The organism is [Phormidium] sp. LEGE 05292, assembly GCF_015207735.1.
Taxonomy (GTDB): Bacteria; Cyanobacteriota; Cyanobacteriia; order Cyanobacteriales; family Aerosakkonemataceae; genus Floridanema.
In genome coordinates this window covers 1-19,218 of sequence record NZ_JADEWG010000122.1, presented here as the reverse complement: position 1 = coordinate 19,218, position 19,218 = coordinate 1, and the positions used below count along the sequence as shown (strand labels likewise).

Below are 19,218 nucleotides of genomic sequence, written 5' to 3'. Positions count from 1 at the left end.
TTCTGTTTCTTGACTTTCTTCTACTATAACTCCTGGTAGGTTTAGCAACTTAGTCAGTAATCTATTCTTCATCTCTTTGATGCTTAACACTTCCCTAATAATTTAGCACAGTAAGTACGGAAGAACCAATTGTTTTTGGTGCAGATAATATCAATCAATTTTTACTTTGTTGTGGTTGGGTAATTGCTGGGCTTCATTTTCAAACAATCTTAGATAAAGAAGGACGGTTCCCGATTCTTAATGCCTATGGTGCTATTGGTACGGGAAAAACCGTTGCCTTAGAAGCCGCACTTTCTCTAGTTGGGACAAACTGGGCATCTTTGGGAATGATTAGCAAAGTTACCATCTCTGCTGTCTACGAACACCTGAGTAAAACAGGTAGTTTACCCGTAATCTGGGACGATCCGCCACGCAACGGCGACAGTACTAGAGAGTTGGACGAATTTTGTAAGGCGATGTACAACGCCAAACCGCGTGTAGTCAGGGGAAATCGTCAAACGCCGCATAGTCCTTTAGGCTTTACCAGTAACCATATACTAGGCGGCGAACACGATGCGGCTTTTACTCGGTTTGCCAGAGTTCCTTTTTATCCAGGTGGTGACACTGTAGCGATTCCTCAGCTGAAGGAGGCGATGAAATTAGCTTCCGGTTCCTTTTCCACTTTAATTGGAATTGGCTATCATCCCCAGGAAATTAATGCTATTTGCAGTGAATTTTTGGCGCGATTACCTTTAGCACACGAACGTATTGCTTGGAATTTGGCACTGATTGTCTATTATGCCCAAAAGGTAATTGAACTGGTAGGGGGAAACGAACAACCCCGTATTTGGGCTTTGGATAACTTAACACCGATCGAGAATGATGAAGAGAATAATGGCAATCCATTAGCTGATTTTATTCGCTGCATTCAGGCGTTGGAAGGCAAAGACGAAGTTGGTAGTTGGGATAAGCGTTTGTTGACTGATGACGACGGTGTACAGTGGGTAGCTATTCATCCGGCGAGTGTTTGGAGTGAGGTACAAAAAGCTTTTAGACCTGCTACTTACAATCAAAAGTCGCTGAAAGCTACTTTACTTAAGATAGGTGGCATAGTCGATCGCTCTGTCCGTTTTGATGCTTCACGAGATGAAGTTTTAGCCTACAAGCGAGCTTTGTTAACGGCAGGATACGATTCCCAAGGGAGGTTGCTTAAACCTAACCCCCCGCAAAAGAAGATGAAAAAGGCGTGGTTAATCCCAGTTGAGTTGTTTGGTATTGACCCCGACGACACAGATCCACCTGACAATGGCCCTGGCGATTGCCCAAATCATCCAGGTGGTGACGATATGCCTCCTGACACTGAAGTTGTCGTTGATAGTGAAACTGATGAGAAACTAAATTCAGTTTCTGGCTCTAATCACCTAATACCAACTGTTTCAGCCTCTCATAGCTGTGAAGGAAACCAAGAAACTCAAAAAACAGATTTAGTCTCTAGTTCTCAAGATTGGGTTTCAACGGGTTTACCGACTGAAACTCTTACTAATCAAGGGTTTGAACCTGAAACCGCTTCAGTTTTACCTCAGTTTCATCTGGTTTCACCAGTTTCACCTGCCTCTGGGGAATCTAGTTTGGTGTTAGAGGACAATACGCCTCGTGCTATCACTCTGAAACTTTCAGATGATACGTCGATCCAATTGCCAGCCGAGTATCCAGGTACTAGGGGGTACAATCAAACAAAGGAACCACGTCAAATAGCGAAACTTTTGGCAGCGATCCAGTGTCAGGCGGATTGGGAAGCGATCGCCAAAAAATACGGGCAAATGCGGACGCTTTGGGTATGGCGATGGCATTTTAACGAAACTGAACGTGCTGCACTCTTAGAGATTATCAATGGTAACTGTGGACAGGGCAATCTGTTTGATTTGCCAGAGAATCTCTGAATTCATCAATTAAGCTTCATCTCCTAATTTATTAGCTGCAAAATTTGCTCAAAATCTTGACGAATAGTTAGCAAAATGTAGTCAATGCCGGAAGAAGAAATAGAATGAGTCCAGCAGAAATTGAAACCATATTAGATCGGCAGATTTATTGATGTCAAAGCCCAGCCAATTAAAAAGATTAGAAATTGATGAAATAACCCATTTAAAGGGTGGGAAAAATTAGGCGGCAGTTTTGGTGGATTGAGAGCAGAAGAAGCCGATTACTCATGAAGAAAGAAGATTTGAACGAAACCGAAAAATCCAAATTATTGTCTCTGAAAAAAGTCATCCCAGAATTAATGGAGATGTATCACTATTGGCATCTTTAGTAAATTAACCGTAAAGAATTTCATAGAAAATTGTAGTTGTATTACAAGTTAGCTATTGCTGAAATCTGGCGGTTAGAATTGAGCGGGATTAGCAAGGATACCGTTATTTTCGCTTTTTTAGAAAAAGAAAAGCGCCAGAGGAAATAATCGCGTTTATCCCAGGTAAATAGTGTTGAGTTACTTGGAAAAGATGGCTATGAATATAAGCGATCGCACTACAGAAAACAAACCCGAATTACCAGGAATTGCTAGCGGCATAATTCGCTTAAAACCACAGCAATTTATTCACGTTTTAGATAACAATAGTGGGGTGACTAGACTGGAAGTTGGCCCACAAACTATTACTTTGCGCGATCACGAACGGTTAATATTAAAACCGGAACCAATGATTATTGTACCACCACGATATTATTGTATTGTTGCTAATCCGGTGCTTCGTGATGAAAATGGTAATCCTATTGTTGACGAACACGGACAAATTAAACTTCGTTATGGCGATGCAGAAATTCGCTTTGCACAAGAACCTTTTCCCCTTTATCCAGGCGAACAACTAGCGGAAGAAATTGCACAATTGCAAGTTGTCGAGAGAAATCAAGCATTACGTCTATTAGCTAAACGCGATTTTACTGATTCGATTACTGTTACCATCGATGGAGAAAGTGAAACCCAAACTATCAACCGTTTAGCTGGAGATGAGTGGTTATTTGAAGGGCCAGCGACTTATATTCCTCGGATTCAAGTGCAAGTTTTAGAGAAAATAGCTGCTAGAGTAATTAAACCAAATCAAGCTTTGCGACTGATGGCAAGGCAGAATTGTATCGATCGCCAAGGTATCAGAAGAAGAGCAGGTGAAGAATGGTTAGTGAGAGAAGAAGGTGCTTATTTACCTGGAGTAGATGAGGAAGTAATTGGCATTATTGCTGCTTACATACTGACCGAAAAAAAAGCCTTACATTTGAAAGCTAAACGCACTTTTACTGATGTTTTTGGTCGGCAACGTAAAGCAGGTGATGAATGGTTAGTTACTTTTGAACAGGCAGAAATACATATTCCTGATATTTATGAAGAGGTGGTGGGAGAAGTCGAAATTACCACTTTGGGCGATCGAGAATGGTGTATTGTTCTTAACCCAATTGATGAAGATGGTAAACCACAATTGGGAATGCAAGAAGTGAGACAGGGGAGAATTTCCTTTTTCTTACATCCAGGTGAATCACTGGAAAAGGGGATTCAAAAAGTTTATGTTTTGGGGGAACAGGAAGCACTTTTGTTAAAAGCTAAAGAAGCTTTTAGTGAGGGTGAAGGTGATAATTTAATTCAACGTCAACCTGGGGATATGTGGATGATTGCAGGGCCAAGAGATTATATCCCTCCTGTGCAAGTAGAAGTAGTTGAAAAACGTCAAGCAATTCCTTTGGATAAGAATGAAGGAATTTATATTAGAGATACTCAAACAGGTGAAGTGAAAGTTGTTAGTGGCCCGCAAGCTTATATGCTCAGCCCTTATGAAGAACTGTGGGAAAAAGAATTGCCACCAATTGTGGAAGAATTATTAGCAATTAAAAACGATCCGGTTTCGGAAAGGGGAAGACATCATACTAACAAAAGTGGCGATCGCCAAAATCAAATATCAGAAATTTCTTCAAGATCTGAGACAAAAAGCGAACGAAATAAAACTAGGGCTGTAGTTTTCCATGTTCCCCAAAATGCCGCTGTACAAATACATGAATATAAGGAAAGAACCGCCAGAACTGTATTTGGCCCAGACTTAGTAATGCTGGGGCCAGATGAAGCTTTTACGGTGTTGAGTTTATCCGGTAGCGTACCAAAAAGACCTCATGTAATTAAGACTTTAGCCTTGTTATTAGGCCCGGATTTTATGACTGATTTGTTCACAGTTGAAACATCAGATCATGCCAGACTTCAGTTACGTTTATCTTATAATTGGTATTTTGATGTTAATCGAGATGATGAACAAGCATCGGCAAAACTTTTTCAAGTTCCTGACTTTGTAGATACTGCTTGTAAGGCGATCGCATCTCGCGTTCGGGGTGCAGTAGCCAGTGTCAAATTTGACGAGTTTCACCGCAATTCTGCCCGGATTATTCGTACTGCTGTATTTGGTACAGATCCCGAAGGTCGAGTGCGGGAAGAATTCCGTTTTAGAACCAATAATTTGGTGATTTTTAACGTTGATATTCAGTCAGTAGAACCCGTAGATGAAGAAACTTTGAAAAGTTTGCAAAAGTCGGTACAAATTGCGATTCAAATTACTACTGATGCTCAAGAAGCTGCTGCTAGACATGATGCCGAACGGATCGAACAAGAAGCAAAATCTAGGTTAGAAAGGCAGGCAATTGTTGATAAAGGTGCAGCCGAAGCGGAACGGAGAAATCTGTTAGAATTGCAAGCGGAAAACTCTGCGATCGAAACTACAGGTCAAGCTACCGCAGCAGCGAGAGCAAAAGCAGAAGCGGCAAGAATTGAAGGTCAATTAGCTGTTAATTTAGCTCAACAAGAAGCAGAAGCGGCGCGAATTCGCTATGAAACAGAATTGACTCAATTGAGAGCTAAACAAGAAGCAGAATTAGCTCATCAACAAAGTTTGAATAATTTAGAGCTGGAAAAAGCCCAAAGAATGGCGGAAATTACTAGTCTTGAATTCCGACAAAAAGTAGAAGCGCTCGGTCCCGAAACCTTGCAAGCAATGGCGCAAGCTGGCCCAGAAATGCAAGCACGACTTTTGCAATCATTAGGTCTACAAAGTGTGTTAATTACTGATGGGAAAAATCCAATTAATTTATTTAGTACGGCTCAAGGTTTGATTAGTCCTGTTACTTCTCAAACACAGCAATTACCAAGAAGCGATCGAGAAACATGAAACTTAGCAATTAGTTGTAGAATCTGCCCAACAGAAAGAGGTTGTGATGAAAAAACTGATCAATAAGCCAGAAGACTTTGTAAGAGAAAGTTTAGCAGGAATGGCACAAGCTCATGCTGACTTAATCAAAGTGGAATACGATCCCACTTTTGTTTACCGCATTGATGCACCAATACAGGGAAAGGTAGCAATTATTTCTGGTGGTGGTAGCGGTCATGAGCCGATGCACAGCGGTTTTGTCGGTACGGGAATGCTGGATGCGGCTTGTCCGGGAGAGGTTTTTACCTCGCCTACCCCCGACCAAATCTTTGCTGCTACCCAAAAGGTAGATAGTGGCACAGGTGTGCTTTACATTGTCAAAAACTACAGTGGCGATGTGATGAACTTTGAAATGGCAACGGAGTTAGCCCGCAGTCAGGGTATTCGGGTGTTAAATATTTTGATAGATGATGATGTAGCGGTGAAAGACAGTCTCTATACTCAAGGACGACGGGGTGTGGGGACAACAGTACTGGCGGAAAAAATTTGTGGTGCAGCATCCGAGCAAGGATATGATCTGTCACAAATAGCAGATTTGTGCAGACGAGTGAACGTGAATGGGCGTAGTATGGGAATTGCCCTCAGCTCTTGTACCACACCAGCAAAAGGTAGCCCGACATTTGTATTAGGCGATCGGGAAATGGAAATTGGCATCGGGATTCATGGTGAACCGGGTAGAGAACGCATTAACTTAAAGTCAGCAGCCGAAATTACCAACATTTTGGCAAAATCTATCATTGACGACACCAGCTATAGCCGGACAGTGCGCGAGTGGGATGAAAAATTAGGCGAATGGGCAGATGTGGAACTAACCAATCCACCATTACAATCGGGCGATCGACTCTTAGCATTCGTTAATGGTATGGGTGGTACTCCTGTTTCCGAACTGTATGTTGTCTACCAGGAATTAACTGCTATCTGTCAACAACGAGGATTGCAAATTGTGCGAAACTTGATTGGGTCATACATGACATCTTTAGATATGCAAGGTTGTTCCATAACTTTGTTGAAGCTAGATGATGAAACGATCCGACTCTGGGATGCACCAGTGAAAACACCAAGTTGGCGCTGGGGGATTTAAGATGACAGTTACTCAAGCACAAATTCTACAATGGTTGCAGGTCTTCGCTGACAAAATAGAACTCAATCAAGAATATTTAACCGAATTAGATGCAGCGATCGGTGATGCCGATCACGGCATTAATATGGCTCGCGGTTGGAAAAAAGTCAGCAGTCAGTTACCAACTCTGGCAGATAAAGACATCGGTAGCATTTTCAAAGCTGTCAGCATGACTCTGATTTCCAGCGTCGGTGGTGCAAGCGGACCCCTGTATGGAACTTGGTTTTTACGGGCAAGTGCTGCTGTAGCTGGCAAACAAGAATTAACTGAGCCGGATATTCTAGAACTATTGCAAGCAGGTTTAGCAGGCGTATTGCAAAGGGGTAAAGCAGAACTGGGAGATAAAACAATGGTAGATGTGCTATCTCCAACAGTAGTGAAATTTCAGGAAGCGGTGGGTGAGGGAAACAATATTTGCCAAGCTTTACAACAGGCTGTCGCGGTGGCCCAACAAGGAATGAAAGAGACTACACCAATGTTAGCGAGGAAGGGACGGGCTAGTTATTTAGGCGAAAGAAGCAGAGGACATCAAGATCCAGGGGCAACTTCTGCTTATTTGATGTTGCAGAGTTTATTGGTGGTAGTAGAAGAAACAGAGTAAAAGCTTCTCAACATAGTTGCAGGTATCATCGTGGTTGGAATTGTCATTGTTTCTCACAGTAAACAACTAGCCCTTGGCGTGCAAGAATTGGCAGCACAGATGGTTCAAGGTACAGTTCCTCTAGCTATTGCCGCAGGTATTGCCGATCATGATAACCCACTGGGTACAGATCCGATTCAGGTTCAAGAGGCGATCGCTTCTGTATTCAGCGATGATGGTGTTTTAGTATTAATGGATCTGGGTAGTGCTGTGATGAGTGCAGAAATGGCACTGGAGTTTCTCCCAGAAGCACAAAGGCAGAAAGTATATTTATGTGCAGCACCTCTGGTAGAAGGTGCGATCGCTGCTGTAGTTGCAGCAGCATCTGGTAGTAATATTGAGCAAGTTATCGCAGAAGCTCAAGGTGCATTAGTAGCCAAAGCAAGTCAATTGGGGATAACAATAGATAATAGTAACAATACTCAACCGATTGCGAAACTAGAAACGGCAACTCAAGAAATTCGTCTAACTATCAATAATCGCTTTGGATTACACGCCCGTCCAGCCGCTCAGTTTGTAAGTACAGTCGCCCAATTTCCAGCGCAAGTTTGGGTGCAGAATTTAACCAGAGGTACGCAACCTGTACGTGGTGATAGTATTAACCAAGTAGCAACTTTAGGAGTACGTCAAGGAGACGAATTAGCTATTTCGGCTACTGGTGTTGATGCAGATGCGGTATTGACTGCATTAAAAACATTAATTGCTCATAATTTTGGTGAAGCAGAAGATCGTTTGACTTCACCATCGTTAGTAGAAAACAAAGCAACTCCACAATCTATCAAGGAACTATCAGGGATTGCTGCTTCTGATGGAGTGGCGATCGCTCCGGTTGTCCACTATCAACCTACCATCTTTACCCCTACTCAATATCATATAGATAATGTTGAATCAGAATGGCAACGTTTGCACGAAGCTCTTGAAACTGCTAAACAAGAAGTTCAGACTTTGCTTTCTCAAGCATCAATGCAAATAGGTGATGCTCAAGCCAGTATTTTTGATGCTCATTTACTATTTTTAGCCGATCCAGTGTTATTGGAAGCAGTTCATCAGCGCATCAGAGAACAACAAATCAATGCAGAAGCGGCTTGGCAAGCTGTAGTAGATGAGATTGCAGCAAGTTACCGCGCCCTGGAAGATAGTTACCTGCAAGAACGAATTAATGATGTGGTGGATGTAGGGCAAAGAGTGCTGCGATTGTTAGGAAATGCTGTTGCTACTGCTTTGACTTTACCAGAACCTGCGATTTTGGTAGCCACCGATCTGACTCCAACGGATACCATTAAGCTAGACCCCACAAAGATTGTTGGCATTTGTACTACTTCCGGCAGTCCTACATCCCATAGTGCAATTATTGCCCGAAGTTTAGGCATTCCCGCAGTTTTAGGCGTGGATGCCCAGATTTTACAAGTGGAAGATGGGACGCTCTTATGCTTAGATGGTGAAATGGGTAAGGTTTGGGTAGAACCGGAAGCGGATATCTTAACGTTGCTGGAAACAAAGCGCCAAGCGTGGCGAACTGCTCAACAGGAAGCTTTGGCTAAAGCACAGCAACCAGCTATTACCCGTGATGGTCGGCGAGTGAGTGTATTTGCTAATATTGGTAGCATAGCTGATGTACAAACAGCTTTATCTAACGGCGCTGAGGGTGTGGGGTTGTTGCGTACAGAGTTTCTTTATTTGGGACGAAGCAACCCGCCAACCGAAGAGGAACAATTAGCAGTTTATCAGGCGATCGCGCAAAAATTAGAGCAGCGCCCATTGATTATTCGCACTCTCGATGTCGGCGGTGATAAGCTACTTCCTTACTTGAGTTCAACAGTTCCAGAAACTAACCCCTTCTTAGGTTGTCGCGGCATTCGTTTTTGTCTCAATCATCTGGATTTGTTTAAAACTCAGTTGCGGGCAATTTTTTGCGCCAGCGTCGGGAATAATATCAAGATTATGTTACCGATGGTTGCTACTGTAGAGGAAGTGAAAGCTGCCAAAGGAATCATTTTTGAAATGCAGTCGGAACTACGCCAAGCGAATATTCCGGTTGCGGAAACAATCTCTTTGGGGATTATGATTGAAGTACCTTCAGCGGTTGTGCTTGCCGATCGCTTAGCAGCGGAGGTAGATTTTTTTTGTATCGGGACTAATGACTTGAGTCAGTATGTGATGGCTAGCGATCGCACTCACCCACAAGTCGCTGCTTTGGCTGATGCGATGCACCCGGCTGTGTTACTCATGGTGCAACAAACAGTTCAAGCTGCTCGTCGGGCGGGAATCTGGGTGAGTTTATGCGGGGAACTAGCTGCCGAGCGTGCTGCTACAGCAATTTTATTAGGTTTGGGAATCGATAAGTTGAGTGTTAATCCTCCAACTATTCCCATAATTAAACAGGTGATTTCTCAATTAAGTGTAGCTGCATCTGAGGAACTGGCTGTCCGCGCATTACAACAAAATTCTGTCGCTCAGGTAAGAGCAATACTTTCTTCTGGTTAAAGAAGATGGCTGATGGCTTTTTCCCAAAGATATCACACAACTGAATTTGGCAGTGGTGGACGAGTAATGCCTTTTTTATCCAATTTCTTTGTCGGATGTTAGGTCAAAAATTCGCTTGTGGGATAACATTATTCCACGCTGATGCTAAACTAACAAAGTTAATCGTGGTGTTAGTTAGTATATGGCAATCAGACTAGCGCTCCTTTCCAACGCAGGTGGTAGTGGGAAAACCACCCTAGCCGTGCATCTGGCTTATTTATTAGGCAATGCTGGGTTCAGTGTAGCCCTTGTTGACTTAGACCCGCAAGGTTCCTGTTCCTTAATGGGAGGATTACCCCGACCCCATCCCGACCAAACCATTGCCGCTGTATTGCAAGACGATTTCCAGGGAAACTGGCCAACTACTCCCTTATGGTCAGACGAGGTAAAAAACGTAGTAGCCGTACAAGGAGAAATGGGATTAGTAAAAACTATTAACGAGTTAGTGTTGCACGAACGGGGTGCTTATTTACTTGGCGATCGCCTATCAGATTATCCATTACCTCAAGACATTCTCATTTTCGACTGTCCTGCCACATTAGGCCCATTACCTTTAATCGCCCTTTCTGCTTGTACACATCTACTAGTTCCGATCCAAGTAGAGCCAAAATCAGCAGATGGAGCAGGTAAACTCATAGAATGGTTTTACCACAACTCTCGTCGCCTGAGACTCAAACCAGAACCGCAGATATTAGGATTTGTACCTAATCAATACGACAAGACGATCGCCATTCACCGCAACATCTTAGCTTCCCTAGAACCACAACTATCCAAACTATCCATTCACTGCTTCCAAGCAATTCGTTTTTCATCAGAATTCAAGAATGCTTCTGCACTAGGATTACCAATTCACCTTTATCGTCCCCTACATCCAGCTTGCAAAGATTTCACCCCAATAGTGACCAAAATTACTCAACTGCTCAAGAAATCAAAGAGTAGCTAACGAACCGGAGTAATTCGGAGGGAAATGCAGGAATTCAGAGTACCCAGCTACGCTAGATGAATGCTTGTAGGTGATGACTTAATAGGATCGGGCAAGTCCTAAGCGTCGGGGAAGGAACATGATCAAGGTCGTGATGATGCAACACCGTAACCCATGACAAGCCTGCAAGCAATGTCGATGCAAACTTAACCCTTAAGGAGCGCAGAAATGCAAAATTATGTGTTTGTTTTGAATGCTGATAGAGTGCCATTAGACCAGGTACATCCTGCCAGAGCAAGGGAATTGCAGTCTAAAGGAAAAGCTAAACCAATTCGTCAATACCCTTACGTCCTAATCCTGCAAAGTCAGGTTGAAAATCCTAAACCCAAGCAATACACCCTCAAAATCGACCCAGGTTCCGAGTGGACAGGTTTTGCCATCCAGTGCGGAGAAAGTATTGTGTTCCGCATGGAACTTAAACAAGGTGGCTCTGACCGAGTTTCTAACCTAACGTTAGCCTGTCATCCCTGCAACCAAGCCAAAGGAAATCAAGATATCCGTGATTTTCTGGCTCAAAAACATGGATTCTGAAAAACTACCTTTTACTCCGAACCACTCTATTTTTCCGCTATCTGATAACACGACTAAACATGAGTAAAAAACCACAAATAGACCTATCCAATCTGTTTTCTGGTGCGGAATATTCCCAAGAAGTCCACGCCTTAGAAACTAAGATAACCGAACTGCAAGCCGAAATAGAGCAATTGCGTTCCGTTGGCTCTCAACAAGTTGAAACCAAAGTCCAAGAATTGCGTTCAACTCTCACATCAGGGGGTGTAATAGACATATCAGTGGAGCAGATAGATCCTAACCCAGACCAACCGAGACAGACATTTTCACCGGAAAGTATTAACGGGATGATGGTTTCCCTGGCTAGCGACGGACAGCAGGAACCAATTATCCTCATAGAACAACCAGATGGACGGTATCTACTATTTGATGGAGAACGACGTTGGCGTGCGGCTTTGCAATTGCAGTGGGGTACGATAAAAGCAGTAATTATCCCTTGTCCCGAAGCGTTGCACCGTCGCGTTCTCCTTGCCAACTTGCATCGGGAAAACTTAAATCCGCTAGATATGGCAGAAGCGTTAATCAAAGAAATAGCTCAGACAAGTAATTTAAACGAGCAAGATATTCCTCGCATCTTAAGAACCGCAGTCCGACGACTAGAAAGACAAGGAAAAACGAATCAAATTAGTGAAATAGTAGTAGTTAGCCCAGAGTCACAACAAGAAGTTTTAGCCGAATTAGAACTCAACTCATCAGAAAAGAGCGTACTTAGCGTATTACTATCTTTACAATTAAACCCAGCTTCCATAAATACCAATATTTTTCCCATGCTGGGATTAGCAGCAGATTTAAAACAAGCTATGCGTACTCAAGGACTGGGAGGAATACAGGCAATTGCCGTGCAGCGTTGTAATGCCAAAGCGTTGGGAATCAAGGAAGCAGAGGCTAAAAAAGTTAGAGCCAAGTTAGTTAAGCGAATTTTGCAAGAAAAATTATCTGTGGCTAAAACTAGGGCATTAGTTTCATCAGAGATTAGCAGTTATCAAAAAGAACAAGCAAAAGGGTCAACGCCATCTCGTGCCACAAGTATGATTCGGCAAGTACAAGAAATAGCGATCGATAATATGGAACAACAAGAATTGGAAGCACTAAAAGTTGCTCTTGCTTCCAAGTTACATGAAATAGAATCCATGTTGTCACCACAATAAATTACTGTTTGATATGAGCGAACATAACGAGAAAATGGCTAGGATTAGGCTATGGATTTATTCGCTCAAAATCAACCACAGTTTGCTTTAACCGAAGCACCCCTAGCAGCCAGAATGCGACCGCGCACCCTGGGAGAATTTATCGGTCAAGAACATATCATTGGCCCAGGACGCTTATTGCGTCGTGCCATTCTTGCCGACCAACTATCATCAATAATTTTCTCAGGCCCACCGGGTACGGGCAAAACCACCTTAGCACGCATCATCGCCAACACCACCAAAGCTCACTTTATTGCCATCAACGCCGTACTTTCAGGAGTCAAAGAAATTAGAGATGCCATTTCCACAGCCCAAGAAACACAAAAAAAGTACTCCCAAGGCACTATTCTGTTTGTCGATGAAGTACACCGTTTCAATAAATCCCAACAAGACGCATTATTGCCCTGGGTAGAAAACGGTACAGTTATCCTGATTGGCGCTACCACCGAAAATCCTTACTTTGAAGTCAACAAAGCACTCGTTAGCCGTTCGCGAATTTTTCAACTCAAACTGCTCGACAATGAAGATTTACACCGGATTATCGAGCAAACTCTCAATGATTCTGAACGCGGCTATGGCAAACTTAAAATTAAGTTAGAATCCGATGCTGTAGAACATTTAGTAAATGTTGCCAATGGCGATGCTCGTTCTTTACTCAACGCTTTAGAACTAGCAGTAGAAACTACACCAGCAGATAAAGTAGGAATCATTCACATTACCGATTCAGTAGCAGAAGAATCAATCCAGCAAAGAGCAGTTCTCTACGATAAAGAAGGAGACGCACATTTTGACACCATCAGTGCATTTATTAAAAGCTTACGCGGTTCTGACTCAGATGCCGCATTGTATTGGTTAGCCAAAATGGTTTATGCCGGAGAAGACCCCCGTTTTATCTTTCGGCGAATGTTGATATTAGCCAGCGAAGATGTAGGACTTGCTGACCCCAATGCGGTAGTAGTAGTGAATGCTTGTGCCGAAGCGTTTGACCGAGTAGGAATGCCAGAAGGACGCTACCATTTAGCACAAGCCACTTTGTATTTAGCAAATACAGCCAAATCAAATAGCGTGATGGGATTTTTCGATGCTTTATCTGTAGTGGAAAAGGAAAAAGAAGCAGAAGTACCTAATCATTTAAAAGATGCTAATCGAGATAAAAAAGGATTTGGACATGGTGCAGGTTATTTATATCCTCACGCTTACCGCGACCATTGGGTAGCTCAACAATACTTACCCACCAGCTTGCAAGGACAAGTATTTTATCAACCTTCACTTCAAGGATTTGAAGCAGGAATCGCTTCGACTGTTGCACGTCGTCGAGAAGCACAACTAGCTGCTTCCTTAGAAGGTATGGGAATAGCACCAGCAGAAGTACTGACTTATGGGACAACTGACAAGGCAACCGAACGCTGGTTGCAGCGTACTTTATCTCAAGTTGGAGAACAATTGGCGAAGGTACGCGAGCGCATTTTTAGTTTAGTTCAACTCCAGCGACATCATGTAATACTTGACCTCAATGCAGGTAGTGGATTACTTACCTGGGAAGCCGTTCGCCAAGTACCAGAAGGTGGTGTTTATGCTTGCGTTCGCACTCCACAAGAAGCCTCAGCATTAGAAGAACTTGCAGTTGCATTACCAGAATTAATCCGTCCATTTGTGCTGACATCGACTTTAGCAGAATTACCAAATGTCCTAACAGTCGAAGCTGCCAATGTAGAGTTTAACTACATCATCGGACGTAACGTACTAACACAAGAACCAGATAAAAATATTGCCGTACAGAAATTAGCTGAATTACTACCTAAATCAGGTGTTTTAGTGTTAGCAGAAAGCGTACCGCGTCATACGCAACGTCTTTACCGTTGGCTAGACCCGAAACAGTTTGAGCCTTCTTTGTATGAACGGTTGGTAATGGCGGAAGAAAGCATTTATGCAGACCCATCAGATTCAATGGTTAACTGGGATGTGGAAGATTTGCAGAAAGCTTTTTTGTCTGTTGGTTTAACGGTAGAAATTTTTCCCGAACATTTACAAACGAATTTGCATATTACACCGAGCTTATTAGAACGCTGGTTTATTAACTCTAATTCCTCTCGCCCTACATTAGCAGAACGTTTAGCTCAAATTTTATCTCAAAAGGAAGTTGGGAAAATACAAGAGTTATTCACCCGCTACTTACTCCACCAAACATTACCTTGGTCAACAACTGTTGTTTTTGTTAAAGCTAGCCTATGAGCCATAACAATTGCTCTATAAGAGTAGTGAAACTCTTTATCAAAGATAAGCCTGGTGCCAGAGTGCAAGAGATTCAAACACTAAACCTACAAAGAGGATATGGAATTTTAGGTGATGTGAATGCGTTACCTGGAAACCCGCGTCAAGTGTTAATTGCGAGTACCTCAACTCTAACTGAATTTGGTTTAAAGCCAGGTGAGTTAAAAGAAAATTTGTTAGTTGATACTCTTATAGAACAATTCTCATCAGGAACAGTTTTACAAGTAGGCTCATCAGCCTTGATTCGATTAACTTTGCCTTGCGAACCTTGTAGTTATTTAAATGAACTTCAGCCTGGGTTAGCCAAAAGAATTAAGGGAAAGCGAGGTTTTCTGGGAATGATTGTTAGAGATGGACAAGTTTTAGCGGGGGATGAAATAACATTAGCACCTTATCAATTCAAACCTCTTCCTGATGAAGCCAAAGGGCGATTTGCTGAGTTCGTACAACGAATTCCATCTGGAAAAGTTGTAAAAACTACTGACTTATTGATGGCGATGGGAGTGTCTAAAGCTTATGCTCGTGCTATTCCAACCTTCCTCAAAAAAGCTAATTCTGAGTTACCAATCCATCGGATTGTGAGAGCAGATGGTCGTTTGTTATTTGAATATGTAATAGAGCAAGAGCGAGCGCTATTAGCAGAAGGAGTTAAAATTGAGCAATGTAAAATTGCAGACATAGATGCTTATTGGGCTTCAATTCAATTTCATGAACTAGGGAATTTTTGAATCTAGAAGAAATAAAACGAGAAAATAAATTTTTTATTTGCAGGCTGGACTATAATCACACTAAGAGCTTAATCTGAGGAAAAGCTTTTTATTGCCTCATCCCTTCTCCCGAACAGGTGGCAACAGCCATCCAAACCATCGACCAACTATCTAACTGGCTCTTAAATACCAGACTGAGTAATGCCGCAATTGCTCAATTCAAATTCAATGCTTTAGCCACCATGTACCCAGAACTCAAAGAAATAGCAGAATTAGCTAAATCTTTGATTGGTGCAACTCACTCACTACCAGAAGAAGGAATGAGTGCCACAGAACTAGCAACGCTATTAACAGAAAACTTAACGGTTAAAATTAAGCCGGAGCAAGTAAACACGGCATTAGTTAAGCTGGGATACCAAGAAAAAAACGACGAAAAGCGAATCTGGATACTCACGGAAGCTGGTTCTGAACACGGTATCAGTTTGCTCGCTACTTCCAAAACTAACAAATGGCAGGGGCCACAGTTAAAGTGGTATCGTTCGGTTATTCCAATTTTAGAAGACTACTTTAGACAACCAGATAATTTAGCCGATGTTGCCCAAGGGAGTAATGGTTCATCACCAGAAACTGAAGCTAATAATCAAACTAACAATAAAACTAACACTAAAACAAAGAAAGCTTGGACGGTAGCAGAAAGATTAAAAGAAAAGGGCATTAAAAGTAACCCAGACCAAATCCAGCTAATCCAAAGTTTTGCTGATGAGTACTACACCGAAAAACATGGCACTAAACCACCAAAATTAACCAACAGAAAAACCCCTGTATCTAGTTATCCAGGTGAGGAATCGATTGAATTAATTGATAAAGCGATCGATACTGTTCTCAATCCCAGAAAAAAAACAGATGCTTAAATGTGAGTAACTTTGTTTTTAACCCGGTGAGTCAGTCAATCCCTCGCTTCCAACAGAAAATTTCGTAAGGTCGCTAATAGTATCCAATCGCAATTCTTCCACCAATTGAGCCAGTGCAATCTTGAGTGGATTGTAAAACTCTGGAATCTGCTCAATAAGTTGTTTAGCCTTTTGGTCATCCCCAAGCTCCGCTGCTTGATGAAGTTGAACGAGCAATCCTTGAGGCAACACAGAAAGCGATTCAGCAGTCAGTTGTGGAACTAACTGATGCTGCTGGAGAAGGAAAGATTGAGTTTCGTAGAGGTAGCGAACACCTAAGTGAAGTGCCATCTTCTCAAAAATCACCGCCTCTGGACAAGGTTTAGCCACAAAGTCATTGCAACCGACATCAAAAGCTTGTTCCCGCTTCACATCAAAAACGCTAGCTGTTAAAGCAATAATCACTGTCTGTTCACCATTTGGCTGTTTTCTAATGAATTGAGTTGCTTGATAGCCATCCATTATTGGCATCCGAATATCCATCCAAATCAAGTGCGGTTTATGTTGCTGCCACAACTGAATCGCCTCCCTACCGTTAGATGCTTGCCAAACTTGAAAACCTACTTCCTGACAACACTCACTTAAAAGCAACCGATTTTCCCATTGGTCGTCAACAACCAAGATGCGGTACTTTTGTTGATTGGGAGCTAAACCAATAACTCTAGGAGATGAGAAGTGATTGTCCACTTCCCAAGCATCAGCCAAACCAACTCGAATATAAAACCGAAAAGTGGTTCCTGTTCCTAATTTGCTTTTCACTCGAATATCGCCACTCATCAACTTAATAAATTGACGACTAATTGGCAATCCCAATCCAGTTCCAGTTTGAGAGCGCCTACCCGTTTGGGTTTGGACAAAAGGTTTAAATAAAGACCCCAATTCTTCGGGAGCAATACCGAAACCTGTATCGCTAATCCAAAAAAGTAAAGCTTTAGCTGTTAATGAATGCTGGTGGGAAGAAGGAGATAAACGGTCAGTCACTTTAACTTGAAGCGTGACGCTACCGGAAGAAGTAAACTTAATCGCATTCTCTAAAAGATTAATTAAAATCTGACGCAATTTACTTTCGTCAGTGCGGATATATTGTGGGACTTTTTCCGAACGGTCAAAAATTAATTGCAAACCTTTAGCCTTAGCTTTGAGCAACAACATCTGCTCAATATCATCGAGTAAAGCATAGAAGTCAAAGGCAGTTTCATCCAACTTCATTTCACCCGCTTCAATTTTAGAAAGAGACAAAATATTATTAATCAGTTTCAATAAATGAGAGCCATTGCGATTAATAATATTTAGACTCAATTGTTGAGCGGGAGTCGTTTGTTGGTGACGAGCCATCTGTTGACTAAAGCCAAGAATTGCATTGAGCGGCGTTCGCAATTCGTGACTCATATTAGCCAGAAAAGAACTTTTAGCATGATTAGCGGCTTCAGCTGCCTTTTTTGCTTTTTTGAGTTCCCGGTTTTTCAGTTTGAGTTGGCGAGTTTTAGATTCGACCCTCAGTTCCAAAATCCGAGAGTAGTGTTCGGATTGAGAACGATACTTTTGTAATTGTTGGCTCATTTGATTGAAAGCACGAGCCAAGTATTCGAGTTCGACTACATTACTTCCGAGTACCTGTTGGTTGAGGTTTCCGGCAGCAATTGCTTGGGTAGCGGCAATTAATCGCTGTAGTTTGAGTTCAATTCGCCAAGAAATCAATAAAAGGAGTGAAATAGAGAGAATCAATGCCAGAAAACAAAGTCCCAACATGATGCGAGTGTTGGCGTTCCCCTGGTTGATAAAATCAGTTTCCGGGACGACAGCAACAATTAACCAATCTATATTGTATTCATTACCAACATCGGACTCAAAAAGAGGTTCGACTTGAAGTAAATACTTATCGCCATTAGCAGTAAAAGTCAGCGTCTCGCTTTTGGTAATAGCAGCTAGATTAAGGAAATGTTTGAGTAAAAATTGAACTGAATAGTTAATGAGATTTTGCTGATGAATTGATTGTTCAGTTGCTAGATAATCGGGAAGATATGTTGTAGCAGAAGTAGAGTAGGCAATGATGTTTCCAGAACGAGTGAGGATAAAAGTTTGACTGTGAGGACTGATTTGTAAATTATTCAAAATTGACTGTCCGCTTTCTTGAGCTATCAGGTCGGCAATTGGGAAAGTATCGAAGTACTCTAAGGGTTCGCAGATACGTTGAGTTGCTTGTTGAAGTAACTGTGTTACTAAATCGTTCATTGTCTGCTTGCTGACAATTAAAGATATCCAACCAGTTAATCCAACGGATAGGGTAATTACAAGAGCCAAGGGAATTGTTAAGAGTAAACGCAGCGATACAGGCTGTGAATTCTTTTTGAACATGAAAAACCCTTACTCTCGAGCAATCTTGACAAGTTCAATAAGCACTGAAAAATCTATTCCTACCTCCATTGCAGCATCGGTTGGTGATAGATTGTGATTTTTCAATTTGTCTAAAAACCGTTGCACCTGATAAACAACTGGGTCGTTAGCTGTGGTGTACCTTCTTTGGATAGCAATTTTCAAGCCTCTTTCTACATCTGATGCTGTAATAGTTTGACCAGCACTAATATCCAAAGTTTGCCTATTTGCAGATGGAACTGTAGCAATCTGAATTCCTAATTGCTCTGGTCGATTATTAGCGAGTGTTACGTTAAAAGTATAAAGTCGTTGTCTGTGTTGGGAATCCATTGTTTTGATAGAAAGGCTGGTGATGTTAGCGGTAGTAGCACCAGGAAAGCGCAATGGTAGAATCGAGCGCAAGAATATAGTTTTAGCACGACCGCCTGATAATTCTGTATCTGTACCGAACACCAGATGAGAGGGGTCAGCAATCAACACATAGCCAATCACCTCATCGGTTTGGCTAAAGTCAATGACACTCGCCCGTCCCGGATAAACTTTAACATCAATGGCACGATTTGCCACTTGAAAGAAAAAATGGCACTAGCCTAGAAGGATAAAATGGCACTCAAGAAGCCGAGGATAGTAATTCCTTCGTTCCAATAAGAAAGCCATTACAAAGTAGCTAGAATCATAAAACGGCACA

13 protein-coding genes are annotated in these 19,218 nt (G+C 42.2%); 11 read left to right on the top strand and 2 right to left on the bottom strand.

What is annotated here, in order from left to right; genetic code table 11:
* Window positions 1-326 precede the first annotated feature (326 nt).
* The 11 genes from IQ264_RS24750 to IQ264_RS24700 all read left to right on the top strand — a co-directional run bounded on the left by IQ264_RS24750 (window position 327) and on the right by IQ264_RS24700 (window position 16,118).
* Window positions 327-1,919 (top strand): hypothetical protein, encoded by a 1,593-nt coding sequence (locus IQ264_RS24750; protein WP_193983876.1) that lies wholly within the window; start codon window positions 327-329, stop codon window positions 1,917-1,919.
* 558 nt (window positions 1,920-2,477) lie between these two features.
* The gene (locus IQ264_RS24745) at window positions 2,478-5,168 is read left to right on the top strand and encodes a colicin uptake protein (RefSeq protein WP_228061793.1); all 2,691 of its coding nucleotides are present in this window, start codon (window positions 2,478-2,480) and stop codon (window positions 5,166-5,168) included.
* 46 nt (window positions 5,169-5,214) lie between these two features.
* On the top strand, window positions 5,215-6,288 hold the full coding sequence (gene dhaK, locus IQ264_RS24740) for a dihydroxyacetone kinase subunit DhaK (protein ID WP_193983874.1): 1,074 nt from the start codon (window positions 5,215-5,217) through the stop codon (window positions 6,286-6,288).
* Window position 6,289: 1 nt separating this feature from the next.
* Window positions 6,290-6,928, top strand: coding sequence for a dihydroxyacetone kinase subunit DhaL (gene dhaL, locus IQ264_RS24735; RefSeq protein WP_193983872.1), 639 nt, complete (start codon window positions 6,290-6,292; stop codon window positions 6,926-6,928).
* Window positions 6,929-6,958: 30 nt separating this feature from the next.
* Entirely contained in the window at window positions 6,959-9,451 is a 2,493-nt protein-coding gene (gene ptsP, locus IQ264_RS24730) for a phosphoenolpyruvate--protein phosphotransferase (RefSeq protein ID WP_193983869.1), read from the top strand.
* 181 nt (window positions 9,452-9,632) lie between these two features.
* Window positions 9,633-10,433 carry a ParA family protein gene (locus IQ264_RS24725; protein WP_193983867.1) on the top strand — a complete coding sequence of 267 codons (801 nt, stop codon included), beginning with the start codon at window positions 9,633-9,635 and terminating at the stop codon, window positions 10,431-10,433.
* 207 nt (window positions 10,434-10,640) lie between these two features.
* Window positions 10,641-11,003, top strand: coding sequence for an RRXRR domain-containing protein (locus IQ264_RS24720; protein WP_193983865.1), 363 nt, complete (start codon window positions 10,641-10,643; stop codon window positions 11,001-11,003).
* A gap of 59 nt (window positions 11,004-11,062) precedes the next feature.
* A complete protein-coding gene (locus IQ264_RS24715; RefSeq protein ID WP_193983863.1) occupies window positions 11,063-12,190 on the top strand; it encodes a ParB/RepB/Spo0J family partition protein in 1,128 nt (375 codons plus the stop codon).
* A 51-nt stretch (window positions 12,191-12,241) separates the two neighbouring features.
* On the top strand, window positions 12,242-14,461 hold the full coding sequence (locus IQ264_RS24710) for an AAA family ATPase (protein ID WP_193983861.1): 2,220 nt from the start codon (window positions 12,242-12,244) through the stop codon (window positions 14,459-14,461).
* A gap of 26 nt (window positions 14,462-14,487) precedes the next feature.
* A complete protein-coding gene (locus tag IQ264_RS24705; protein WP_193983859.1) occupies window positions 14,488-15,228 on the top strand; it encodes an MOSC domain-containing protein in 741 nt (246 codons plus the stop codon).
* Window positions 15,229-15,344: 116 nt separating this feature from the next.
* Window positions 15,345-16,118, top strand: coding sequence for a hypothetical protein (locus tag IQ264_RS24700; RefSeq protein WP_193983857.1), 774 nt, complete (start codon window positions 15,345-15,347; stop codon window positions 16,116-16,118).
* 18 nt (window positions 16,119-16,136) lie between these two features.
* Here IQ264_RS24700 and IQ264_RS24695 read toward each other — a convergent pair whose 3' ends face one another.
* A complete protein-coding gene (locus tag IQ264_RS24695; RefSeq protein ID WP_193983856.1) occupies window positions 16,137-18,512 on the bottom strand; it encodes an ATP-binding protein in 2,376 nt (791 codons plus the stop codon).
* A gap of 9 nt (window positions 18,513-18,521) precedes the next feature.
* Window positions 18,522-19,097 (bottom strand): hypothetical protein, encoded by a 576-nt coding sequence (locus IQ264_RS24690; RefSeq protein WP_193983854.1) that lies wholly within the window; start codon window positions 19,095-19,097, stop codon window positions 18,522-18,524.
* Between the last annotated feature and the right edge of the window lie 121 nt (window positions 19,098-19,218).